A 24,875-nucleotide genomic window follows, 5' to 3' on the forward strand; every position below is an offset into this window, starting at 1 on the left:
TTTCGACCAGTTATCAAACTCACTTTTCAATCAAACGAAACAACTATTTGACTTACTATCTAGCAATACAGCAAACACCCTCAATGCAAATAACAATAATATCAAGTTGGTACTTACAAACTTAGAATCCTATGATAAAAAAGCACCTTCAATTATTTTGAACCTCGCAAACAATCAAGATTCACCAGCATTTAAACTCTTAAGTAAACAAAACGAGCTATTTACTCAACAAATTCAAAACACCCTTAACTTACTGCCAAATATCAGCAAATCTCAATCAGATATCAAAGCATCCCTTCAAAGCCTTGCGTTCGGTATTAGCCAGTCCTCAAACACACCTAAGCCAAGCACATCACAAACTGAGAACCTATCATCTGAGCCTCGCTTGTATGGTTTGTCTGAGAATCAACTATTTACCAAAGCTTTTGATTTTCCGAAACTGGATAATGCGGCATTGAAAGCACAAGCGATATTAGCCGACCAAGAGCTATCGACAGGACAACTGTTGAGACTCCTTGCGGGTATGATTAATCGGATTCAGTTCAATCAAGTAAACAGTCTCTACCAAGCCCAAACATCTAACGAACCCGGCTTTATTCAAGCATGGAACATGGAGCTGCCTTACACGCACCAAAGCAACATCGAAACGCTTCAATTACGTATCGAGCAGCACGAACAAAAACAAGAGCAGCACCAACATCCGCATAAAAACAAAGAGAAAGCGTGGATCATAAAACTGCAATTCAATCTGGAAGGCATAGGCCCACTTCACGTTCGAGCAACCCTAAACCCACCTCATGTAAAAACAGAGTTTTGGGCGAAGAATCAAAAAGCTTTGCAACTGATCAAGTCCGAAGAAAACCTTTTTAAAGCGCAACTAAAAAAGGCTGATCTAAATATTGATAGCGCAAGTTATTATCTAGGGGCGCCTCCAAGCGATACACACACCGAAGTAAAGCAAGGCTTTGTGGATATTCGAGCATGAGCAAACTACCTGAAGCAGTCGCACTGCATTATGACCAAGAGAGCGCTCCTAAAGTTGTAGCAAGCGGCACCGGAGACATCGCGCAAGAAATCGTTGATATCGCAAATGCGCATGGCATTCCTTTGTACGAGAATGCCGAACTAGTAAGAATGTTGGCACAACTTGAGTTGGGAGAAGAAATTCCGGATGTGTTGTACAGAGTGATCGCAGAAATCATTGCATTTGCATTTTACCTACAAGGCAAAGCGCCCAAGGATTTTTCTTAATAGTCCGCAAGTTACCATGCAAACAGCCTATTTAAGGTTTATGATTAAGTAATAATCATAAGCTCGCACAGCGAATTCAAAAGTAGACAATGCAACAACCTGACAACTCCATTCTCACACATTCTCCAGCATACGCTGTAGCAACTGTATTAAGCGGCCTGAGCACTGTTATCGCGGTACTAGATAAGCAATTCGCGCTTGCCATATTTTTAGGCTCATTTACTGCGCTATTATTTTTGTCTCGATTAGGAAAAGTGCTCTCCCCTAGATTCACACAAAAGCTTAATCAATTTGGCACAACTTCTCCGACAGAAGAAAGCTTTGAATCAGGCACGCCTCGTCGTCTCTCGATTATTATCGCCGTCTTAACACTCGCTATTCTTTGGGTCGCTCCTGACCAAAGCGGTATATGGGTCTATTCCCTGCCTCTCATGCTTATGTTTTTCTTTGAGTTTAAAGTTGCCTTACCGATCTTAGCGATCACAAGTTTGTTATCCATAGGCTTGATCGCATGGCACGATTCACCATTTGTATCCTTGCAAGCCGTACCAAATTTCATTCTGTTTTTAGGTGCATCGTGTGCACTGGTTTATCTACGTGAACTGCGTCGTCGCCAACTTTTACCCTTACGAAGAACCGACAATTTAAGCCACGCAGCATCTCTCCAACACCTCAATGAAGATCTGCAAAAAGAGATTCAACGAAGTGAGCGTGAAGGGAGCGACCTTAGTGTTGTATCACTAAAACTCGACCCTACAGCTACCGAAAAGCTCAACAACAAAGAACATGATTTTGTGCAAGTAGAAATAGGAAAATTGCTGCATAACAACCTGCGTATTTTTGATAGTTACTATCGTCTGGAACAACACAGTTTCTTGATTGTTTTACCGCACACTAGCTCAAAGCCAGCCATCAAGATCGCAGATTCTCTGCGCTTGAAAATCAAACAACAAATCCAATTAAACAAAGTAAATATGACAAGCAGCATGGGTGTGAGCCATCTCAATGTCGGTGACGATTGCCACTCGATGGTTCAGCACGCACACATTGCACAAGATAAAGCTCTTCAGCGCGGTGGTGATCAGTCTTATCTTTTTAGCGACAAAGATCTAAACAATAGCGAGCAAAACAATGAGAACTGAAGTACAACTGCAAGGCCAAGTGATAAGCAGCCTCTATTTACTTGCAGGAATCATTATGGTCGTGCTCGGCGTGCAAAACTTTCGATACGGCATGTACCCTTTAGTCTACACCGCAAGTTTACTGAGTCTGACATTTTTTGGCTTAGCGACCTACGCACGCTTTACCTATCAACTTAGCAATCTTCAGCGCGCCAATGTTGCAGCACTATGTTTTGTTTTTCTGGTCCTTCTCTTGGACGCGCAAACGCATGCACAACAATTGATGTACTGGCTCATCCCTCTGGGCTTGTTTGCCTACATCGCCTTACCACTGAAACAAGCCAAAATCCTTAATATCGTTGCAGGATTATGCTTCACTGCAGTGTTATTCCACCATGCAGATCTACTCACTGTTTCTTTGTTCGCCACGAGCTATGTACTGATGATTGCATTTGCAGGAACATTTGCAATGCTGCACCAGAGTCGCAGTCGTACTCTCGTTGAGTTAGCCATTCATGAGCCGGTGACTAGTGCTTACAACATCAGACACTTAGAAGACACACTAAATAAAGAAGTCTCACGATCTAAAGAAACAGAGCGCCCTGTTTCCATATTGTCTCTTGAAGTCGATTACTTTGAACAAATAGAAGAAATGCATGGTATTGGCATTCAGCAAGATTTATTGAAACAATTATCTGAAACGCTGAATGGAATGATTCGAGCAGGAGACAGCCAATACTTCGATGCCCAGCAGCGTTTTTACTTGCTACTACCCTGCACACCAGAAGAGGGCGTACTTGTCATTGCAGAACGAATCAGAAGAACGATTGAAGAAAGCACGTGGCCCGAAGTAGACAGCATTACAGTCAGCATTGGCGCCAATACATTCACACCTGTTAAAAACTCAAAAAGCGCTCAAGAGTTGCTTCAAGGCGCGCATGCAGCGCTGGCTGAAGCACACAGCAAAGGTAATAATCGCGTTATATTGAACGACTAACCACCTAAGATGCCAAGTTTAATAGAGTTAAGTCACTGGCTCACCGCAAACGCGAGCTTAATATTACCTGCAATTGCGATCATCGCGTTTGTCGAATCATTTGCCATCGCAGGCATTGTTGTCCCAGGCGTTGCATTGCTGTTTTCAACTGCTGCCGTTGCAGGACTCGCAGGCATCCCGCTCATAGAGGTATTAGCTGCCGCATTTATCGGCGCTGTGCTTGGTGACGTTATTAGCTTTTGTATTGGCCGTGCCTTCCACGACCGATTACCTCTCACATGGCCTTTTTCAAAGTATCCAAACGCCTTACAAGAGGGTGAAAGATTTTTTGAGAAATATGGCACCTACAGCGTAGTCATTGGTCGGTTTGTCGGACCTCTGCGTCCAGTACTCCCACTCACTGCGGGTGTACTCCAAATGTCACCCACCAAATTTATTCTTATCAATCTGCTTTCAGCTATCGCATGGGCTCCAGCCTATATATTACCCGGTTATTTGGGAGCAGAAATAACGCAACTCGCTACTCAAAATCGTGATATTACCTATGCCCTTGTGCTTGTTTTATGCCTAATAATTGCGATCAGCCTGTTATGGTTATCACTGAGCAAACAGCGAGCAAAACCGTTCGTGTACTTTGGCTCAATATTCACTTTAAGTGCCATAGCATTTTCAAGCATTGCTTATTTAAACATTAGCGGCATGCTAGATGGCTTTGATGTATGGGTTCTCGCCAAGGCATTAACTGTCAGGGATACCTTGTTTTACAGCTTCTTTGTTTTCATCACGCTGCTCGGCGATCAAGCTCTGCTTATCTTGTTATTCCTGATATGCGTTGCATCTCTCGCGACCCATAAACAATACAAGCATGCTATCTACTTCGCTCTGACGGGTATCACTGTCGCCGGATTCACCCATGGGTTTAAATACTTATTTAACACAATCCGCCCAGACCATTTGCTCGGTGCACTTTCAAGTGGTGCATTTCCGAGTGGGCATACCAGTGGAGCAGCTGTCTTCATCGGATGCTTAGTATTAACGGCAATGCCTAGTCAGAAATCTAACGTATGGAAGGTCTGCGGACTAATCATCATCATCCTCATTGCCTGTTCACGCATCATTCTTGGAGTTCACTGGGCGAGTGACGTGATCGCAGGGTTGCTGCTAGCTGGCATCATCTTATGCTTAAGTCACTTGGTACTGCCACGTGAAGACAAACACCTCGACCCGAAAATCAACAAGCAGTATTACGTAACGTTGCTCATTATTCCTGTCACCTACGTCGTTCTGTCGATGAGTAACGCACTCGTTTTTTATTCTCCGCGTTAAATCATCTCTAATACAGTTTGAGAGATAGATTCTAGGCGACTCACTAATTCAGGCTGCTCATAAAGACGTTGTTTCTCTTCTAGAGGCAATGGCAACAATTCAACCAATCGTAAACTTACCTGCTCTGCATCTTCATAATCGATCGTTAAATTTAGCTCTTCAATACTCGGATGTTTGACCAAAGCCTTTAAAATCTCGATCAGATCATCATAGTTTTGAGGCAAATGCTGAGAACGCTCATCGCTATGGGTCGATGCAGATACAGGCTCACAATCGGCATACCAGAGTTTCTTATCAGTGCGATAAGTTTGCGTGAACAAAACACTTTCCACACCTTCTAAAACAACCGCTAAAACACCATCGTCATCCAAGTCAAAATCAACAACTTTCGCCAAACAGCCTTGACGATAAAATGGTAGATCGACTCCCCCTTTTGCTTGAGGATTAATTGCCACTGAAACCAGAGGCAAATCGTTTTTCATGCAATCTTTTATGGCATCAAGGTATTGGGCTTCAAACACGCGCACTGACACACGTCCTCTCGGACAAAGCATTGCTTCTAGCGGAAACACAACAACCTTCACTTTTTACTCCTAAATTCATCGAATATTTCTGAGCAGAATAGGTGATCTCCGCACAGATCTGCAAGCGAATAAGATCTTAGTCACTTTTATGCCTTTCTAAGTGTCTATCTACTGTGGACACTGCAGGTTTTCTGGTAAGCTTGCTCGAAATTTTTTTGTGTAGATACATTACTTAAAGACGAGAAATTAAACATGCCAACTTATCGTTCCAAGACTTCAACTCATGGTCGTAACATGGCAGGTGCACGTGCTTTATGGCGCGCAACTGGTATGACAACAGAAGACTTTGAAAAGCCAATTATCGCGATAGCAAACTCATTTACACAATTTGTCCCAGGACATGTTCATTTGAAAGACATGGGGCAACTCGTCGCACGCCAAATTGAAAAAGCGGGTGGCGTTGCAAAAGAATTCAATACCATCGCGGTCGATGATGGTATTGCTATGGGGCATGATGGCATGCTTTACAGCTTACCCTCACGTGAGATCATCGCCGACTCTGTCGAATACATGGCAAACGCGCACTGCGCAGACGCATTAGTGTGTATTTCAAACTGCGACAAAATCACACCCGGAATGCTCATGGCAGCCTTGCGCTTAAACATTCCTGTTGTATTTGTTTCAGGTGGCCCAATGGAAGCGGGTAAGACAAAATTGAGTGAACACAAACTCGATCTTGTCGACGCGATGGTTATCGCAGCGGATGATACGGCCGATGATGAAACAGTTGCCGAATATGAGCGCAGCGCATGCCCAACATGTGGTTCATGCTCTGGAATGTTTACCGCAAATTCAATGAACTGTTTAACTGAAGCGATTGGTCTTTCGCTTCCTGGTAACGGCACGACACTCGCGACGCATGCCGATCGTGAGAAATTGTTCTTAAAAGCAGCAGATTTGATCGTAGATATTACGCACCGTTACTACGAACAAGACGACGAATCTGTCTTGCCTCGATCAATTGCCAACACTAAAGCGTTTGAAAACGCTGTAGCACTTGATGTTGCCATGGGCGGATCAACAAACACTATTCTTCACCTCCTCGCTGCGGCACAAGAAGCAGAGTTGGATTTCTCAATGAAGAACATCGACGAACTAAGTCGCAAGATTCCTCAGCTATGTAAAGTCGCACCAAACTCTCCAAAGTATCATATTGAAGATGTTCACCGCGCAGGCGGCATCATGGCTATCTTGGGCGAACTCGATCGTGCTGGCATTCTGCATACAGATACGCCAACCGTTCACTCAGCAACAATGAAAGAAGCGCTAGCCGAGTGGGATATCATGCAAAACAACTCACCTGAATTGGCAGAGTTCTTTAAAGCAGGTCCAGCGGGCATTCCAACACAGACCGCGTTTAGCCAAGCGACAAGATGGCCAAGCCTAGATGGTGACCGTAAAGATGGTTGTATTCGTTCTATCGAAAACGCGTTCTCGCTAGAGGGCGGCCTCGCTATTCTTTATGGCAATATCGCTCTTGATGGGTGTGTTGTGAAGACGGCAGGCGTTGATGAGTCAATCCACGTATTCACGGGTAAAGCAAAGATCTTCGAAAGCCAAGACTCAGCAGTAAAAGGTATTTTGAACGATGAAGTAAGTGAAGGCGACGTTGTCGTTATTCGCTACGAAGGTCCGAAAGGCGGCCCAGGGATGCAAGAGATGCTTTACCCAACAAGTTACCTTAAATCGAAAGGCCTTGGTAAAGCATGTGCGCTATTAACCGACGGTCGATTCTCAGGCGGCACCTCTGGCCTATCTATCGGTCACTGCTCACCAGAAGCTGCAGCAGGTGGTGCTATAGGCCTGATTGAAGAGGGCGACATCATTGAAATCAACATTCCTGAACGTAGCATCAACGTGAAACTTAGCGATGCTGAGTTACAAGCTCGCCGCGATGCAATGGACGCAAAAGGAAAAGATGCGTGGAAGCCATTAGAAGATCGTCCACGTAAAGTGACACCAGCACTTAAAGCATATGCTTTACTAGCCACTAGTGCGGACAAAGGCGGTGTACGTAACTTAGATATGCTCGACTAACAGCATAACAAAGAGCAAAAAGCCCGAGTATCTGAGAGATGCTCGGGCTTTTTATTATTAAGGCTTAAGCTGGCTTACGATCATACACAACAAAACTGTAGTCATAAGGATTAGGCTCTTCTGCTTTATAATCTTCCCGACCTAACTCCGACCATTGTGAGCGATCAAATTCAGGAAAATAGGCATCCCCTACCACATGCCGATGCACTTCAGTCAAATACATCCTATCAACCAAATCTAAAGACGCTTTATAAATTTGGTCACCGCCAATAATCATAAGCTCATTCTGACCATCAATCTCTGCAATCGATTCAGCCAATTGAAAGGCTTCCTCTAAGGAATGCACGACCTTCACACCCTCAGCAGACCAATCTGTATTGCGTGTCACCACGATGTTGACTCTTCCCGGAAGCGGCTTTCCAATAGACTCAAAAGTCTTGCGTCCCATGACGATAGGCTTACCCATCGTCACTTCTTTGAAGTACTTTAGATCATTCGGCAAATACCAAGGCAGCTTATTATTTCTACCGATCACATGATTCTGAGACAACGCAACAATCAGCGATTTTTTCATAGTCATTACTCTATCTTCCGCCTAGATCAAATTGCGATCGGTGCGCGAATCAAACCATGAGGATCGTAACCTTCGATTTCGAAGTCCTCATACTCATAGTCAAATATCGAAGCGGGCTTTCGCTTAATCTTCAATGTTGGCAGGGCGCGAGGCTCGCGCTTGAGTTGTTCGAACACAATCTCGTCCGTCAAATGATTACTATACAAATGGCAGTCGCCAAATGAATGAACAAAGTCACCAACCTCCAAGTCACATTGCTGCGCAATCATGTGAGTCAATATCGCGTAGCTGGCAATGTTAAATGGCACACCCAAAAATAGGTCAGCACTGCGTTGGTACAACTGACAAGACAACTTCCCGTTTTGAACATAAAACTGGAATAAACAATGACAAGGCGCCAACGCCATACGACCCTGCTCTACGTTTTCCTGCGGACTAATAGTCTCGTCCGGTAACTCAGTTGGGTTCCAGGCAGAAATAATCAAACGTCGCGAGTTAGGCTTAGTTTTGATTTGTTGAATAAGCTCTGCAACCTGATCAACAACTTCACCGCTTTGACCAGCCCAACTTCGCCATTGCTTGCCATAAATAGGACCGAGATCACCGTCTTGCGTTGCCCATTCATCCCAAATCGAAACACCACGTTCTTTCAGCCAATTGTTATCCGTACTTCCTTTCAGAAACCACAATAACTCATAAATAATACTCTTGAGGTGCACTTTTTTTGTCGTGACCAACGGAAAGCCTTCACTCAAGTCGAATCGCATTTGGCGACCAAACACGGAGCGAGTTCCAACACCCGTTCTATCTCCGCGATCAACACCGTTATCAACAACATCTTGCATTAAATCTAAATATGCTTGCATAACTAACCCTCTATGCCTCCTTCGCCATACCACGCTTGTTTGCGTAAACAACCATGCCAATCCCCAATGCAATCATTGGTAGCGACAATAGCTGACCCATTGTGAGCCAGCCCCAGGCAATAAAACCAATATGCGCGTCTGGTTCGCGCACAAACTCAATAATAAATCTAAATAACCCATAGAAAACTAAGAACATGCCCGAAACCGCATACATTGGTCGCGGCTTCGATGCATACCACCAAAGAATTAAAAACAAAACTAAGCCTTCAAGGAAACTCTGGTACAGCTGCGAAGGATGACGTGCCAATTGGGTTGGATCAGTAGGAAACACCATCGCCCATGAAACGTCGGACGCACGGCCGTATAGCTCGGCACCAATAAAATTACCAATACGCCCTAAGCCTAAGCCAATGGGAACTAATGGCGCGACAAAATCTACTAGCTGCCATGGCTTGCAACCGACTTTTCGCGAGAATAAATATAGAGCTGTGATAACCCCTATCAATCCCCCGTGGAAAGACATTCCACCTTCCCAAACTCTAAACAACCAAATTGGGTCATCGAGAAATTTCGGAAAATTATAAAAGAACACATACCCTAGGCGACCACCAACAATCACACCTAGCGCAGCATAGTAAATCATATCCCCAACATCTTGCGGTTGAAGCGGAGCATCAGCTCTTTGCGCGCGTTTTTTACCTAACAAGTAAGCCGCCAAAAAGCCAAACAAGTACATCAAGCCATACCAATGCACTTCTAAAGGTCCAAGGCTGACCGCAACAGGATCAATTTGTGGATAGGCTATAGCCACCGACTACTCCTCACTTAAAAAAAGACAAACTTAATGCCAATCGCAAAAAGGCAAATAGAAAATAATTGTTTTAATCGTTCTGCATTCATTATCTGAGCGAATTGCGCCCCTTTTCTCGCAAACGCCACTGAGACTAAAGAGGTCATCACTACAGCAGGAAGATAAATATATCCCCAGCTATATTTTGGTGTGAGCGTGGAGTCTAGAGTAAACGTGATGTTAGCGATAGCCCCCGTGAGAGCAATTGGCAATCCACAAGCAGCAGCCGTGCCGACCACCCTCTTCATTGGCAAACCTAAACGATGAAAATACGGAACACTTAAAGTACCACCGCCAATACCGAACAAAGCTGAAATACCACCGATACTTAAGCCTATCGGAAACATTGTTCGCGTCGACACCCCATCTGAAGCATTCTCGGGCTGCTGCCTGCGAAGCATTCGAACCGCGACTAGCATGACAAATATACCGAGTAAAATACGAAGATCTTGGCCATTGATTTGCAGTGCTAACAGTACGCCTAAAATGGCACCCAAAACGATACTCGGGGCGACTTTCGACAATACATGCCAATCAACACCGCCAAGTAAATGATGTTTACGCGTTGAACTGATAGAGGTAAAAACAATACACGCTAGTGAGGAAGCGATCGCCATATGCGTTAATACGGAAGCATCAAACCCTTGCGTTTCAAAACAAAACACAAATACGGGTACCATTATAATACCGCCACCCACACCGAATAATCCGGCTATAAATCCAGCCAAGGCGCCAGCGAGTAAATACGTTAGGATAACCATATCTGTTTAAATAGACGAAACGTGGGTAAGTAAGCACCATATCATAACAAGATTCAGGCAAGTGATACGTAATGTGTTTGATTATTTTTAAATGGCAACCAAAGAGTGAAACGCCACTCATATTGCTCGGTAATCGTGATGAGTTTTATCAGCGACCGACAGACCAAGCATTTAAATGGGATAACGGCATTTGCGCTGGCAAAGATAAACTCGCAGGAGGAACTTGGCTGGGTATCACAGCAAATCAACGATTATGCACGGTTACTAACTTTCGAGAAGTTCCGAGTTCAAGCGGCGAAAAATCAAGGGGCTTAATCCCAAACGAGTTTTTGTTAAGCGAAGTCAGCGCTCAAGAATACGCTACGCACCTTGCACAAAGCTCTGAAGATTACACCGGATTCAATGCCCTGATCTTCGATGGTACTGAACTTGTATACACGAGTAATCGAGACACGCAAAACTTTCGCATACTTGATGCTGGTATCTATGGTCTGAGTAATCACCTACTCGACACACCTTGGCCAAAAGTAATCAAAGCCAAAGGCGAATTTAAAAAGTGCATCGACGATTCACCAGAGCCAAACACAGATCAAAAAAATGCCTTATTTGCGTTAATGCAGGATCAAACTCAAGCGCCTGAAAATGAACTTCCTAATACTGGACTGGGGGTTCAAAGTGAGAAATTGCTTTCGAGTATTTTCATTCGGAGTAAAGAGTATGGCACGCGCACAAGCTCACTTGTGCGCATTCATCAAAACAAAATTTCGTTAATCGAACGCAGTTATGACACGACTTTCAACTCAGAGAACAGCCAAGACTTGCCCTATACCGAAGTGGAAATAAATCTCTAAGGCGTAGTAAAGAACACGAACCCGGATTAGACCAAGAGAGATCACTATGCATATGCTCATCAAACTCAAGCAAAAATACTTACTAGGCTTTCTCTTTATTTCTTCCTTTCTATGGATAAACCATTCTTCTGCAGAAGAACAAAGCGCCCTAATCTGTAAAGTAGATGGTAGTGATGACGCCTTTAAAATTTATGAAAACCAACGTATCTATGAAAGCGAGCAGTTTGAGCATTACCAACTTATAGACGGTCTCACTGTGTTGGTTGTTAATAAAGACACGATGAAATTCAATCGACTTTCCAACTTAAATTTACTTGCGCATTCAACCATGGACCCAAGTATGCCTCCTGAACCACATCAGTTTTTTAGTGGCGAGTGCAGCAGAGCATAAGTTAACGACCACGAATCAATCCACATATAGTTCTGGCTGAGAGAGAAAAGTCTGTATGATTTTAGAATTATCTTCTTGAGCGAGTGTAATCGCTACGCGGGAAATCGACTGCTCCGTATAACTTGAAGATGGACTTGCATGGCATAAAAAGAACAACAAGGCCTCACTTAAATCAGAATATACATGCCAAGAGTTCATAACAATGGCCTCTTCGGCCGATCTTGCAACATCGCCAAGTAGCATATCTTCGATCAAATCATGGAAGCGTTCACTATCACTCCCCCAACACACAAAATAACATGCACCTTGCGCTAAGAGATCTGACGCTAAACGCGCCAATTTTCCATCCGAAATTGGACGAAAATCGCCACCAATAAAGCATATGAAATGTTGCGAACCAATGTCGAATGTTGGTATCGATTGATCAAAGGATGGGAGAAAGCAAGCATAGACCGCATCGTTGTGATAACGGCACAACAAATCTAGTGACATAGGAGAATTCAAACTAAAAGCGATTATGAGAAACCAAGTTAATCGTCATCTTGCATGGGAATGAGGTATAAACCTGATCTAAGACCCGCTAAACGTTCATCGATCTTAGCTTGCTCTTCGCCAGTTAAGGAAAGTGACACATCCTCTGGTACAAAAATATAATCGTCTTTTTGAATGTCGAATCCGATTTTTCCGAGGATACGTCCGCTTGAACTAATGCAATCAAGCTGTTGTTGAATAGGCCAAAACAGGACCATGAAGGGAATTCTCTCAGTATTGCAAAAGCAAGGATGATAAGCCTTTAATTTGGCTAACTCAAAGCCACAATTTAAAAAACTATTCTTCTTTTAACTTCACACGGGTCGACAACTTGCTGGCCTGCTTTTGAATTACATGTTGCGCAAGCAGCTCTTGCTCAACCTCCGAAATCTCTTCAAAATTTACACGCACCCAATATGGTCGATCCTTGAGTTGCTGCTTTTCATAGTCCGACAATTCCGCGGAAAACGCATCGCGACGTTCACAACCAACCACCATCGCCAAAGCTTGTACAACTTCTTCAGAAGGAAAGAGTTTGATATGCAAACTCAACATTTGCGCTTTGCTGAAATCAGTATGATATGGAAATGCCAAACCACAAGCACTGACATTCGCCTCACACATCATATAAGTGTGTGCATGCTTATCATCAACCTTAGGTTTGCCTGTATCAACGTCGGCCGCAATCAAATCTATCTTATGATTTAACAAGCCAAGTAAAGTAGCGAGCGATTCATCTTTGCGCTTAAGTCCAGCAAGATGACGGTTAATGGCACTATTGACCTTGACCAGCCTTTGTTCGGGCGTCTGAACCGACCCTGAGTCTAAATGCTCAACGTCAGTGTCGGTGACAAGCATCAAGCGTAAACCGATATGGTCATCAACCCGAAAATACCGACGACGCTCTGATGTTTTTTGAGACATAGCTACTCCGCAACTTAAGCTAGAAAATTTCCTCCGGCGACAAATCTAACATGTCTCGCAGCAAACTAGTATTCGCAGCATCAACCGCTTGTTCACTGGCTTGAATATCTTTGCGCATTGAGTCTGCGCTTTTCTCTTCAAGCACGATCTCTACGCGTCGATTTTTAGCTCGATGCTCAGTAGAGTCGTTTGCGACTAAAGGACGGCTATCTGCAAAGCCCGAGACCGAAACACGTCTTGGGTCTAAATCACCCGATTCCATGAGTCCGTGGGCAACGACTAAAGCGCGTTTTGCTGACAAATCCCAGTTTGATGGAAATTCTTTTGTTTTTATCGGCACATCATCCGTGTGCCCTTCTATTGAAATTCTACCCTGAACAGAGCCTAGTAGGTCAACGAGCTTGTCCAAAATAGGTAAAAAATCATCTTCCAGATGCGCTGAACCTGAAGAAAACGACCCTTTCTCTTCAACTCGTATAATAATTTTGCGCCCTTGAGTTTCTAATTCGATTAATTCTTCTGAAATTTCTTTCTCTAGAAAAGACGCAATTTCGAGAGCCTGATCTTCTGCTTCCTCAGCAGCCTTAGTGACAGTAGAAACCAATAATTGTTGCAGCTCTAGCATTTCCCTATCATTTTCATCCAATGCATCGGTACATTCATGTGCAGCCTCACGCGGTGTTGATTGATCGCACATCAACTCTAAACTTTGCTCGTTGGGATTAGTCGTTTGTTGCATGACTGTCCGAATGGGCGTTGGCTCTGGTTTTCCCGGCGCGAACTCTAGTGCTACCACACTGGTGCCAGTAGGGACTTGATTCACTTCGACTTGTTTCTGAACACCAAATGCTTCACGCATGGAGCCAGCAAGACGCTTAAACTTCAAAACATCCATTTCAGCAAACGATAGAAGCAATACAAAGAAACACATGAGCAGAGACATTAAGTCTGCAAAGGTTCCCATCCAAGCAGGAAGCCCCGGTTTGCATTCTTCGCACTCATGTTCTTGATCAGACATGTGCGCGTTAACCTGTTTCTGCTTCAGTTTCACGCGCACCTTCGGGAAGGTAATTACGCAACATCATTTCTATTACTCGAGGATTTTGGCCAGCCTGAATCGCCATCACCGCATCAATCGACATGCTCTTGATAAGATTCTCTTCTGTCATCCTAAGTTTTAGCTTGTCAGCGAAAGGTATGGCTACCATGTTAGCAAGCATTGCGCCGTAAAGTGTGGTTAACAAGGCAACAGCCATTGCTGGACCGATGGATTTAGGGTCATCCATGTTCGATAGCATTGCGACAAGACCTATTAAAGTACCGATCATGCCCATCGCCGGCGCTACATCTCCTAAAGCTTCCCAAACTCGGGCGCCCGTTTTGTGGCGCTCTAAGGTCTGCGCTTTATCTTTACTCAATAACGAACGCACAACATCTGCATCATGCCCGTCTATCAACAAGCCAATCCCTCTTTTCAAGAAGTTGTTGTCCATCTCTTTGCCTTCCAAAGCGAGCAAACCACCTTTACGGGCTTCTTCAGCCAACTCTTTGATCACACCGATTAACTCTTCCGGTGAATCAAGCTTAAACATAAAGGCCTTTGCCACGGTTTTCACTGCACCTAAAAATTGTGCGAGAGAAAATTTCATTAAGCACACGAGTAGTGAGCCAACTAACACAATTAGTACAGAAGGAATGTCGAAAAACATCCCTACAGAGCCACCCAACACCATTGCAAAAGCAATAATGGCGAATCCTCCGATTAATCCTATTAGGGTTGCGAGATCCAAATGAAGAACCCTCTTCTCTCATATATGGTTGATATTTCAGTTATTGCAGGGCGAAATTAGGTTCAACGAGGAACAATGAATCGTTATACTTAAACCCAGCTTTAAAGTTGTGAATACACGCCAGTTTGCATACTTGTTATTTATGAATTTGAGCACTTAAAAAGTGTAGTCACTAAACTTTTTTTTTCACATTGGAATATGTGATTTTCCACAAACTTGGATCGGACGGAGATATACGCCAGCATGTCGATAAACGAAGACAACGCACTCAATGATTTCGAACAATCTCTTGCACAGCTAGAAGCTATTGTCGATAAAATGGAGAAGGGCGAACTATCTCTCGAGCAATCGTTAGAAGCGTTTGAAGAAGGCGTTAAATTAACTCGAAACTGCCAACAAACTTTGCGAAAAGCAGAACAACGAGTACATGAGCTACTTGACGATAATGGCGAATTAAGCACTAAACCATTTACCTCTGATCATGACGGCGACTCTGCCTAGTAAGCTTCTCTATGGAACAGCCTATCTTTTTTAGTCACTATCGTGATCTGATTGACCGTGCGCTCTCGCAATTTATTGAAGACCTAAGTGGCAAAGACACTGAATTGCATAAAGCCATGCATTATAGCGTTGTACTAGGCGGTAAGCGCGTTCGCCCACTACTTACGATCACTACTGCAAAAGCCCTCAATTGCTCTAGAGAAAGTGCATTGCATGCCGCATGTGCGATCGAATTGATTCATGCGTACTCATTAATTCACGACGACCTACCTGCCATGGACGATGATGCATTACGTAGGGGACAGCCGACTTGCCATATCGCATTTAACGAGGCTACAGCCATTCTTGCCGGCGATGCTCTCCAGGCGCTGGCGTTTGAATTAGTTTCATCAAACTCCTGCCCTCAAGATAACGCAACAAAACTTAAGCTGATTCAAACACTCGCAAAAGCAAGCGGTGCTGAAGGAATGGTACTTGGTCAAGCAATTGACCTAGACTCGGTAGGCAAAGCACTGTCATTAAAACAGCTTGAAGTCATGCATCATCACAAAACTGGCAAGCTGATTAGCGCTGCAGTGGAACTGGGCGCACTGTGTGCTGAGGCATCTGAAAAAGAATTGGCCGCCTTGGCAGATTTCTCTCGAGCGCTAGGACTGGCATTTCAAGTTCAAGATGACATCTTGGATGTGACGGGCAATACCGAAACAATTGGTAAAACGTCCGGTGCAGACGAGGCACTAAACAAACCTACTTACGTTTCCCTGCTAGGTCTTGAAGGCGCTAGAGAGAAGCTAGAAGGTCTGCACAAAGATTGCCTATCTAGCCTCAATCGCTTAAACGACCGTGATATTGACGAACTGAGAGAAATTGCAGATTACGTCATTAGACGCATTCATTAAGCGAAGAAGAAAAAGCCTTGAAAAATAGACTTTCTGATATACTCGAACCCCAAGCGAAACCATAACAGCGAACCAGATGTACGATCTTCATACTTTTAACGACATCCCAACAGAGCGACCGTCTACGCCCTTGCTCGATAAGATCGAATCTCCGCACCAGTTGCGACTGCTATCTGCAGAGCAGATGGAAAAGTTATGCTACGAATTGCGGCACTTCTTACTTTATAGCGTAGGACAATCAGGCGGGCATTTTGGGGCAGGATTAGGAGTCGTTGAACTGACAGCTGCCTTGCACTATGTGTTCAACACGCCGGAAGATCGCATAGTATGGGACGTGGGTCACCAAGCTTATCCTCACAAAATTCTGACAGGCCGCCGAGACGCTATGCCTCGCATTCGTCAGCAGGATGGTCCAGCTGCTTTTCCAACGCGATCGGAAAGTGAGTACGACACGTTTGGAGTTGGCCACTCGAGCACTTCCATCAGTGCCGCACTTGGCATGGCTTTAGCAGCAAAACACAAAGGTGAGAATCGTAGAGCAATTGCAGTCATCGGAGACGGCGCGTTAACCGCTGGCATGGCGTTTGAAGCACTTGCCCACGCAGGCGACATTTATCCTAACCTGCTCGTCATTCTTAACGACAATGACATGTCGATCTCCAACAATGTTGGCGGCTTAAAAAATCACTTAGCACAAATCCTTTCAAGCAAGGCATACAATCAAGTACGTGACGGTAGTAAGCGTGTATTGAGCGGCACACCGAGCCTTCGTGAATTTGCTCGTAAAACCGAGGAGCATGTCAAAGGTCTAATGGCCCCAAGCACCTTGTTTGAAGAACTAGGCTTCAACTATATTGGCCCAATTGATGGCCATGACCTGCCACTACTAATTCAAACACTTGATAACATGAACCACATGAGCGGCCCTCAGTTCCTGCATGTTGTCACGAAAAAAGGGCGTGGATTCGCTCCTGCCGAATCCGATCCTATTGGCTACCATGCAATCAACAAAATCGAAGCCAAGCAAGCCAACCAAAACATCGCAACTGCCAAGAAAAAGCCGAGCTACTCAAATATCTTTGGTCAATGGATTTGTGATGCAGCAAAAGCTGATCAACGCATCATTGGGATCACACCAGCAATGAAAGAGGGATCAGACCTTGTATCTTTTGCCGAACAATTTCCCGAACGCTATTACGATGTCGCTATTGCTGAACAGCATGCGGTTACACTAGCTGCTGGCATGGCATGTGAAGGGCTGAAGCCCGTTGTTGCGATTTACTCTACATTCTTACAACGTGCTTATGACCAACTTGTCCATGATGTTGCTGTACAGAACCTAGACGTTACCTTTGCAGTTGATCGTGCAGGATTAGTTGGTGCTGATGGCGCAACTCATGCAGGCGCGTTTGATCTGTCTTTCATGCGCTGTATACCAAACATGCTCATTATGGCGCCATCAAATGAGCAAGAGTGTCGACTCATGCTACAAACCGGACTCGAATTTGAAGGCCCGGCAGCGATTCGCTACCCACGCGGCACAGGGCCGGGCATCGAAATAATTAAAGCGCTGGAATCACTCGAAATTGGTAAAGCTCGCCAAGTTAAGACTGGCCATCGAGTCGCTATTTTATCTTTTGGCGCCTTGCTTGAACGAGCTAAAGAAGTAGGCGATAAGCTGAATGCCAGCGTCATCGATATGCGTTTTGTGAAACCATTAGATGAAGATATGATTTTATCCCTATGCAAGGATCATGAATTACTTGTGACGTTGGAAGAAAATGTGATCGCAGGTGGTGCCGGCGCTGGCGTCTCAGAGTTTCTATCGAGAAACGGAATCAACACCCAAACATTACACTTGGGCTTGCCTGACGAGTTTGTAGATCATGGTAAGCCGGAAGACTTACTCGCACAATGCGGATTGGATGCCAAAGGCATAGAAGAAAGTATTAAACAGAAGCTAGATGCGCTTTAAATCCCAAACCTGAAAGCAAAACGCGCCATAAAATGTGGCGCGCAAACAAAAATTCAGGCTTTTATTAAGCTAGATAAAACACCATAGACACGCACTAGTCATCGTCTTGATGCGTTTTCAACCAGTGCCCTAACTTACTCGCCTTCGTATTTAAGTAACCATCGTTATGAGGATTGCGTCCAACCTCTAAAGGCACACGCTCAACAACGTCAATACCAGCTTCAGTAAGCGCCTTTACCTTCCGTGGATTGTTGGTCATTAGTTTTAGTGACTGAACGCCAAGATGCTTCAGCATAGGGCCGCAAATACTGTAATCGCGCAAATCTGCTTCAAAACCAAGCTGCTCATTTGCTTCTACCGTATCCGCACCTTGATCTTGCAAATGGTACGCTCGAATCTTATTCAAAAGACCTATACCACGGCCTTCTTGACGCAAGTACATCAGCACACCGCGCCCTTCGTTTGCGATACTTTGGAGTGCCTGTTCTAACTGGTAGCCGCAATCACAGCGCATACTAAACAAACCATCACCAGTTAAGCACTCTGAGTGGGTTCGACCTAAAACGGGCTCTCCATTACCGACATCACCAAGACTCAAAATAACGTGTTCTTGCCCTGATTCAATCTCTTCAAAACCATGCATATCAAACACAGCAAAAGGTGTTGGCAAACGACAACTTTCTACAAAACGAATGCTCACAAACAGTCCTCTAAAAAAATCGCCGCGGATTGTAGCACAAAAAACACTCTAGCTTGCAGCAAGTTCTAACCGCCTGTCGCATTCATGAAGCGTAAAATTTGAGGATCATAGTTAAGATCAAAATGATGACGTTCAGGTTTGAGATCTAAAGCCTTAATGATGGCAGTTTTCAAGGCGTCAATATCTCCGTTTGTTTGTCTAATCACCTGCTTCAGATCTGCAGAATGCTCATTACCAAGACACAACAATAGTCGACCTTCAGCCGTCACGCGAACACGATTACAGGCTGAGCAAAAGTTATTACTATGCGGAGAGATAAAACCAATTTTTGAGGAACTTCCAAGGACTTGCACATATCGCGAAGGACCATCAGTCGCCGAATTATCAACTTGCTCACTTAAAGGGTAATGACTCGCAATAATCTGTTTGAGCTCATCACTACTCACGAACTCTTCTTTACGTGAATGCTCGCTGATTGCACCTAAGGGCATCTCTTCAATAAAACTCAGATGAAGCCCCTCTTTTACAGCGAAATCTACGAGAGGAATGACCTCATCAACGTTCCTACCTTTAAGTATGACTGCATTGAGCTTTATATTGTCGAAACCCGTTTTTTTTGCGGCCTGAATGCCGTCAAGCACTGTTTGCAAATCACCTGTACGAGTAAGTTTTTTAAATTTATCGGGATCTAAGCTATCCAGACTAATGTTCAACCGGCCTAGACCCGCTTCTCTTAATTCAGGAGCCAAACGCGCCAACTGAGAGCCGTTGGTAGTCATGACTAATTCTTGCAAACCATCGATCGACGCGATGTTTTTGCATAATTCCACGACACCACTGCGAACAAGGGGCTCTCCACCTGTTAAACGGATCTTCTGAACGCCAAGCTCAACAAACGCACGCGCAAGAAGGTGCATTTCTTCAAGACTCAAGACTTCACTGCGTGGAACAAATGTCATCTCTTCATCCATGCAGTAAACACAGCGAAAATCACAACGGTCAGTAACTGACAAACGCAAATAGTTAATCTTTCGTCCAAAAGGATCAACTAGCGCTGTATTCGTTTGATTAGTCTGAGTCATAGATTGTCTCTAGTTTCGAACCGTCGTGTGTTTTAATGCCATTACTGGCAGTGCATTTAATTGTCTGCGTAGTAACTGCCGCTCTTACCGCCATGCTTTTCTAACAATCGAACGCCATTAACTTGCATCGCTTTATCAACAGCTTTACACATGTCATAAACAGTCAGCGCAGCAACGCTAACAGCTGTCAACGCTTCCATCTCAACACCTGTCTGCGCATTCAACTTACATGTACTAACAATGCGTAAGCGCGCCGAATCGTTGACGTCTTGCGGCTCAAAATCAATGCTCACAGCACTTAAATTTAAACCATGGCACAAGGGGACAAGTTCAGAACACTTTTTAGCTGCCATAATACCTGCAACTCGGCACACTGCTAACACATCGCCCTTTTCAATCTGATCACTCAATATCAATGATAAGGTTGAAGGCTTCATGTCAACATAAGCCTCTGCAATAGCAATACGTCCAGTTATTGCCTTCCCCGACACATCAACCATATGCGCATTACCTGATTCATTGACATGCGTTAGTTTATTTTCCATTAACGCGTTCCCTCTATAATCGTTTGCCATGTACTGATACCAGCAATGCCCTGTCCGCCAGCACGAATTACCTCACCCAATTGCTCATCTCTCATTCCGCCAAGCGCATACACGGGAATATTGCACCCCTCTAACAAGGCTTCAAAATTAGCTAACCCTAATGGTTCTGCATCTGGGTGTGATTGTGTCCGTTGAACCGGCGACAATAGAGCATAGTTTGCACCAACACTCTCTGCCAATGCTAATTCAGATTTTGAATGGCATGAAACACCAAACAAATATGGAAGGCTATAGCCCTCATGCTTAGCCTGCCGCGCCTGCTCCGCGTTCAAATGCCAAGCATCTCCAGGAAGAGAAGCCATGACTCTTAACGTTCTATTCCACACCAAACGAACATTTGGAAATTGTTGGTATAGCTTGCTAGCCCACGAAATATAAAGCTCATCGTTAAGATGATGTTGTCGCAACTGTATAAGATCAAAACCCTTGGATTCTGCTTGTGATAGATGTGAAGCTAGATCTTCATAGCAATCAAATTGAGGCGTAATAAGATAACGACGCCCCAAACAAACCGCATCAATAATCGGCTTGTTCGCTTCTGGGAAATCTAAGTCTGAAAGAGCGGTTGGAGACACCCATTGCAAAGGCTGGCCTTCACACCCACGCGCATCTCCTTCAAAGCCATCAACATTCCAAACATCGAGGAAAACGTGCTTTTCGCTATAGTCGTGACGAATTTGAATTAAAGGAGAGATATCAGACCTGATATCTATTCCAAGCTCTTCGTTTAATTCTCGCTTAAGAGCTTGTTGAACCGTCTCGTAAGATTCGACTTTCCCGCCGGGAAATTCCCAGAGGCCGCCTTGATGAGCATCGTCAGCACGCTTACTGATCAAGATATTAGCACCGTGCTTTGAGGGTTGCCGAATTACCGCAACCGCGACATGAACACGTTTAGTGCCCGACATACCTTAGGTTCTATATTCCGCGTTGATAGTGACGTATTGATGAGACAAGTCAGTTGTCCATACTGTCTCATTAACTATTCCTCGGTTCAGAACAAGTCTGATAAGAATCTCTTCTTCATCCATGATCGCTTGTCCTTTCTCTTCAGAATAACTCTGAGCACGCCCCCCATTCTCAACCAACATTACGTCACCCAAATAAATCTGGACCTTATCAAGATCCAAGTTATCAATAGGCGCACGTCCTAACGCGGCCAAAATACGTCCCCAGTTTGGATCACTCGCAAACAGGGCGGTTTTAACGAGAGGAGAATGAGCAATGGTATAGGCTAAATCGAGAGCTTCATTAGCACTGTTCGCCTGCTCAACCTGAATAGTGACAAACTTAGTAGCACCTTCGCCATCGCGAACAATCGCGTGAGCAAGTTCAAGATAGATATCTGACAAAGCAGTTTTGAAGGATACGTAATCAGCATCGTTTTTTGATATTTCAACATCCATCGCTTGGCCAGTCGCAATCAACATACAAGCATCATTTGTCGAAGTATCACCATCAATAGTAATGCGATTGAAAGACCGATCCGCCAACTCAGAAGAAAGTTCGTTTAAGAGATCTTGCGGAAGCTTAGCGTCTGTCGAGATAAAACAAAGCATCGTCGCCATATTCGGCTTAATCATGCCAGCGCCTTTGCTAATACCGTTAATGGTCACGGTTTTGCCAGCATATTCTAGCTGAACAGAAGCGCCTTTTGGGCGCGTATCTGTTGTCATAATGCCAAGGCCTGCATCATGCCAAGCCTTATCATTCAAAGCGTTTTTTAATGATGGCGCAGCGGTACAAATTCGATCTTCAGCAAGCTTTTCACCAATCACACCTGTCGAAAATGGCAGTACCTGCTCAGCACTATAAGAAAACTGTTCGGCAATTGCTTCACAACATGCCTGCGCATCAATAAAACCTTGCTCACCTGTGCCCGCGTTCGCGTTACCTGTATTGATTAAAAGGCTAAATGGCTGGTCTTGCTGCTGAATAATCGATAAGTGCTTTTTAGCGATATGAACCGGCGCTGCACAAAATGCATTCTTGGTGAACACACCTGCAACACGAGAACCCGCTTCAGCAGAAAATAGAACGAGATCTTTTCGATCTGCGTATCTGACACCCGCTTCAACCACACCAATCTTTAGCCCTTTGATTGGAGGCATTTCAGGAAAAAAATCAGCACCTACAGCCATAACACTTCCTCAACAACTTAAGACGTAATGCGGCCGTGGCATTGCTTATATTTTTTACCTGAACCACATGGGCAAGGTTCGTTCCGACCAACTTTACGGCCATCACGCGTCATAGGCTCAGCCTTAGACTCTTCAGATTGATTTGATTCCTCTTCCGAACCAGGAGCAGCATCATGCTGCGTTTGTGCTGCACCTAATTGACGAGCAAGCTCTTCGCGACGCTGACGCTCAATCTCAGCAAGCTCTTCTTCGGACTGAATACGAACATGACTTGTTACCTTTACAACCTCATGCTTCAAGCGCCCAAGCATATCTTGGAACATCTCAAATGCTTCACGCTTATACTCTTGCTTAGGATTCTTTTGCGCATAGCTACGTAAATGAATGCCTTGGCGTAAGTGGTCCATTGACGCCAAATGTTCTTTCCATAAAGTATCAAGAATATGTAAAAAGACCTGCTTTTCAAAAGCACGCATTGACTCTGAGCCAGCGGTCCCTTCTTTTTCTTTGTACTTAGCAACAACCGCTTCAAGAATCTTCTCTCGCAATGGTTCTTCGTGCAGATTGTCATCAGCCTTCAACCATTCTTGCACGGGTAACTCGATTGCAAATTCCGCTTTCAAGGCTTGTTCAAGACCAGGAATATTCCACATGTCTTCGATACTTTGCGGTGGAATAAAATCACTCACAACCTCGTTCACGATCTCTTCACGAACCGCGCCGACGATATCACTAATATCATCGCGGGCCATTACCTCGTTACGCTGCTCATAGACAACTGTACGCTGATCGTTAGCAACATCATCATATTCAAGAAGCGCTTTACGAATATCAAAGTTACGCCCTTCGACTTTACGTTGCGCCTTCTCAATCGCGTTACTAACCATCTTATGTTCAATCGCTTCGCCCTTATCCATACCTAATGCTTGCATGATGTTTCGAACACGATCTGAAGCAAACAAACGCATTAAGTTATCTTCTAAAGACAAGAAGAAACGCGTACTACCTGGATCACCCTGACGACCAGCACGACCACGTAACTGATTATCGATACGGCGAGATTCGTGTCGCTCAGTACCAAGTATGTGTAAACCACCAGCCTCTTTCACGGCTTCGTTACGTGCTTTCCACTCTACTTTAATCTTTTCAATTTTTGCGTCATCAGGGTTTTTGAGCGCTTTGACTTCAGCTTCCCAGTTACCACCAAGAACGATATCGGTACCACGGCCCGCCATGTTGGTCGCTATCGTGACCGTACCTGGAAGACCTGCTTGCGCAACGATCTGAGCTTCTTGAGCGTGATGCTTTGCGTTCAGAACGCTATGTTTAATACCTGCTTTTTTCAGCAAACCTGACAAATATTCAGACGACTCAATACTCGCTGTGCCAACAAGTACTGGGCGTTGGGCTGCAACAACTGCTTTAACTTCATCAATAATTGCTTGGAATTTTTCTTCCTGCGTTAAATAAACAAGATCGTTATGATCAATACGAGCAATAGTTTTATTCGTTGGAATAACAACCACGTCTAGCCCGTATATTTGATTAAATTCGTACGCTTCGGTATCCGCCGTACCAGTCATACCAGCAAGCTTGTCGTAAATACGGAAGAAGTTCTGGAAGGTAGTAGATGCGAGAGTTTGGCTCTCTGCTTGAATCGCTAAGCCTTCTTTCGCCTCAATCGCCTGATGAAGCCCTTCGCCCCATCGACGACCTGCCATCGTACGGCCGGTATGTTCATCGATAATCACGATTTGCTTGTCTTGAATGATGTAATCAACATCTTTGTGATACAGATGTTGGGCACGTAATGCCGATGAAGTGTGATGAAGCAGAACAAGGTTACCAGGCGCATAAAGGCTATCACCTTCTTGCAACAAGCCGTGCTCAATAAACACTGATTCTAGATAACTTAAACCAGATTCAGTGAGTTCAGCACTCTTCGCTTTTTCATCAAGAATGAAGTGACCGTCATCTAACGGCTTCCCATCTTCACCGACTTCCGCTTTCTTCAATAGCGGGATGATTCCTTTAATTGCTTTGTATAGCTTTGAGCTGTCCTGGGCAGGGCCTGAAATAACAAGAGGTGTTCTCGCCTCATCGATAAGGATCGAGTCA

The 24,875-nt window shown here is 44.5% G+C and carries 27 protein-coding genes; 11 read left to right on the forward strand and 16 right to left on the reverse strand.

What is annotated here, in order from left to right:
* The 5 genes from A3739_RS02850 to A3739_RS02870 form a co-directional block, all read left to right on the forward strand.
* The coding region (locus A3739_RS02850; RefSeq protein ID WP_156502292.1) for a flagellar hook-length control protein FliK at positions 1-985 on the forward strand (985 nt) is incomplete at its 5' end.
* Positions 982-1,251 (forward strand): EscU/YscU/HrcU family type III secretion system export apparatus switch protein, encoded by a 270-nt coding sequence (locus tag A3739_RS02855; RefSeq protein WP_068477374.1) that lies wholly within the window; start codon positions 982-984, stop codon positions 1,249-1,251. The genes A3739_RS02850 and A3739_RS02855, both read left to right, overlap by 4 nt.
* Before the next feature lie 89 nt (positions 1,252-1,340).
* Complete coding sequence (locus A3739_RS02860) at positions 1,341-2,393, forward strand: diguanylate cyclase domain-containing protein (RefSeq protein ID WP_068500234.1); 1,053 nt, start codon at positions 1,341-1,343, stop codon at positions 2,391-2,393.
* Positions 2,383-3,369 (forward strand): GGDEF domain-containing protein, encoded by a 987-nt coding sequence (locus tag A3739_RS02865; protein ID WP_068477378.1) that lies wholly within the window; start codon positions 2,383-2,385, stop codon positions 3,367-3,369. Before A3739_RS02860 ends, A3739_RS02865 begins: the two co-directional genes overlap by 11 nt.
* 9 nt (positions 3,370-3,378) lie before the next feature.
* A complete protein-coding gene (locus tag A3739_RS02870) occupies positions 3,379-4,695 on the forward strand; it encodes a bifunctional DedA family/phosphatase PAP2 family protein (protein ID WP_068477379.1) in 1,317 nt (438 codons plus the stop codon).
* Here the strand turns inward: A3739_RS02870 and A3739_RS02875 are convergent.
* Positions 4,692-5,279 carry an LON peptidase substrate-binding domain-containing protein gene (locus A3739_RS02875; RefSeq protein ID WP_068477382.1) on the reverse strand — a complete coding sequence of 196 codons (588 nt, stop codon included), beginning with the start codon at positions 5,277-5,279 and terminating at the stop codon, positions 4,692-4,694. The genes A3739_RS02870 and A3739_RS02875 overlap by 4 nt on opposite strands.
* 192 nt (positions 5,280-5,471) lie before the next feature.
* Between A3739_RS02875 and ilvD the strand changes: the two genes are divergently transcribed.
* Positions 5,472-7,316, forward strand: a complete 1,845-nt coding sequence (ilvD, locus tag A3739_RS02880; RefSeq protein ID WP_068477384.1) for a dihydroxy-acid dehydratase — start codon at positions 5,472-5,474, stop codon at positions 7,314-7,316.
* 64 nt (positions 7,317-7,380) lie between these two features.
* On the opposite strand, the gene A3739_RS02885 is transcribed toward ilvD, so the two are convergent.
* Genes A3739_RS02885 through A3739_RS02900 form a run of 4 tightly spaced genes read right to left on the reverse strand, consistent with a single transcriptional unit; the run spans position 7,381 to position 10,367 of the window.
* Positions 7,381-7,890, reverse strand: coding sequence for a dihydrofolate reductase (locus A3739_RS02885; RefSeq protein WP_068477446.1), 510 nt, complete (start codon positions 7,888-7,890; stop codon positions 7,381-7,383).
* Positions 7,891-7,916: 26 nt separating this feature from the next.
* Positions 7,917-8,756 (reverse strand): thymidylate synthase, encoded by an 840-nt coding sequence (locus A3739_RS02890; RefSeq protein WP_068500237.1) that lies wholly within the window; start codon positions 8,754-8,756, stop codon positions 7,917-7,919.
* Positions 8,757-8,766: 10 nt separating this feature from the next.
* Positions 8,767-9,561, reverse strand: coding sequence for a prolipoprotein diacylglyceryl transferase (gene lgt, locus A3739_RS02895; RefSeq protein ID WP_068477448.1), 795 nt, complete (start codon positions 9,559-9,561; stop codon positions 8,767-8,769).
* A gap of 20 nt (positions 9,562-9,581) precedes the next feature.
* Positions 9,582-10,367 (reverse strand): sulfite exporter TauE/SafE family protein, encoded by a 786-nt coding sequence (locus A3739_RS02900; RefSeq protein WP_068477388.1) that lies wholly within the window; start codon positions 10,365-10,367, stop codon positions 9,582-9,584.
* Between the two features lie 71 nt (positions 10,368-10,438).
* Here A3739_RS02900 and A3739_RS02905 point away from each other — a divergent pair, with 71 nt between their 5' ends.
* Complete coding sequence (locus A3739_RS02905; RefSeq protein WP_068477390.1) at positions 10,439-11,218, forward strand: NRDE family protein; 780 nt, start codon at positions 10,439-10,441, stop codon at positions 11,216-11,218.
* A gap of 46 nt (positions 11,219-11,264) precedes the next feature.
* On the forward strand, positions 11,265-11,609 hold the full coding sequence (locus tag A3739_RS02910) for a hypothetical protein (RefSeq protein ID WP_068477393.1): 345 nt from the start codon (positions 11,265-11,267) through the stop codon (positions 11,607-11,609).
* 15 nt (positions 11,610-11,624) lie between these two features.
* Here the strand turns inward: A3739_RS02910 and A3739_RS02915 are convergent, their stop codons facing one another.
* The 5 genes from A3739_RS02915 to pomA all read right to left on the reverse strand — a co-directional run bounded on the left by A3739_RS02915 (position 11,625) and on the right by pomA (position 14,854).
* Entirely contained in the window at positions 11,625-12,101 is a 477-nt protein-coding gene (locus tag A3739_RS02915) for a hypothetical protein (protein WP_068477395.1), read from the reverse strand.
* A 38-nt stretch (positions 12,102-12,139) separates the two neighbouring features.
* On the reverse strand, positions 12,140-12,358 hold the full coding sequence (locus A3739_RS02920) for a hypothetical protein (protein WP_068477397.1): 219 nt from the start codon (positions 12,356-12,358) through the stop codon (positions 12,140-12,142).
* Positions 12,359-12,437: 79 nt separating this feature from the next.
* Entirely contained in the window at positions 12,438-13,064 is a 627-nt protein-coding gene (locus A3739_RS02925) for a hypothetical protein (protein ID WP_068477400.1), read from the reverse strand.
* Between the two features lie 19 nt (positions 13,065-13,083).
* Positions 13,084-14,082, reverse strand: a complete 999-nt coding sequence (locus A3739_RS02930) for a flagellar motor protein MotB (protein ID WP_068477402.1) — start codon at positions 14,080-14,082, stop codon at positions 13,084-13,086.
* A 7-nt stretch (positions 14,083-14,089) separates the two neighbouring features.
* The gene (gene pomA, locus A3739_RS02935; protein ID WP_068477404.1) at positions 14,090-14,854 is read right to left on the reverse strand and encodes a flagellar motor protein PomA; all 765 of its coding nucleotides are present in this window, start codon (positions 14,852-14,854) and stop codon (positions 14,090-14,092) included.
* Between the two features lie 243 nt (positions 14,855-15,097).
* Here pomA and A3739_RS02940 point away from each other — a divergent pair, with 243 nt between their 5' ends.
* The 3 genes from A3739_RS02940 to dxs all read left to right on the forward strand — a co-directional run bounded on the left by A3739_RS02940 (position 15,098) and on the right by dxs (position 18,229).
* Positions 15,098-15,355: an exodeoxyribonuclease VII small subunit gene (locus A3739_RS02940; RefSeq protein ID WP_068477406.1), complete on the forward strand. Its 258-nt coding sequence runs from the start codon at positions 15,098-15,100 to the stop codon at positions 15,353-15,355.
* 11 nt (positions 15,356-15,366) lie between these two features.
* A complete protein-coding gene (locus A3739_RS02945; protein WP_068477408.1) occupies positions 15,367-16,254 on the forward strand; it encodes a polyprenyl synthetase family protein in 888 nt (295 codons plus the stop codon).
* A 76-nt stretch (positions 16,255-16,330) separates the two neighbouring features.
* Positions 16,331-18,229, forward strand: a complete 1,899-nt coding sequence (dxs, locus tag A3739_RS02950; RefSeq protein WP_068477410.1) for a 1-deoxy-D-xylulose-5-phosphate synthase — start codon at positions 16,331-16,333, stop codon at positions 18,227-18,229.
* Between the two features lie 94 nt (positions 18,230-18,323).
* Here the strand turns inward: dxs and ribA are convergent, their stop codons facing one another.
* The 6 genes from ribA to secA all read right to left on the reverse strand — a co-directional run.
* Entirely contained in the window at positions 18,324-18,929 is a 606-nt protein-coding gene (gene ribA, locus A3739_RS02955) for a GTP cyclohydrolase II (protein ID WP_068477412.1), read from the reverse strand.
* Between the two features lie 65 nt (positions 18,930-18,994).
* Positions 18,995-20,011 carry a GTP 3',8-cyclase MoaA gene (moaA, locus tag A3739_RS02960; RefSeq protein WP_068477414.1) on the reverse strand — a complete coding sequence of 339 codons (1,017 nt, stop codon included), beginning with the start codon at positions 20,009-20,011 and terminating at the stop codon, positions 18,995-18,997.
* A gap of 56 nt (positions 20,012-20,067) precedes the next feature.
* Positions 20,068-20,556 carry a cyclic pyranopterin monophosphate synthase MoaC gene (moaC, locus tag A3739_RS02965; RefSeq protein ID WP_068473122.1) on the reverse strand — a complete coding sequence of 163 codons (489 nt, stop codon included), beginning with the start codon at positions 20,554-20,556 and terminating at the stop codon, positions 20,068-20,070.
* Positions 20,556-21,524, reverse strand: a complete 969-nt coding sequence (locus tag A3739_RS02970) for a Nudix family hydrolase (protein WP_068474672.1) — start codon at positions 21,522-21,524, stop codon at positions 20,556-20,558. Before A3739_RS02970 ends, moaC begins: the two co-directional genes overlap by 1 nt.
* Positions 21,525-21,527: 3 nt before the next feature.
* Positions 21,528-22,757, reverse strand: coding sequence for a bifunctional glutamate N-acetyltransferase/amino-acid acetyltransferase ArgJ (argJ, locus tag A3739_RS02975; protein WP_068477416.1), 1,230 nt, complete (start codon positions 22,755-22,757; stop codon positions 21,528-21,530).
* 17 nt (positions 22,758-22,774) lie between these two features.
* Positions 22,775-24,875: preprotein translocase subunit SecA (gene secA, locus A3739_RS02980; protein WP_068500242.1), on the reverse strand; the 2,101-nt coding region annotated here is incomplete at its 5' end.

This window comes from Oleiphilus sp. HI0067 (assembly GCF_001635735.1).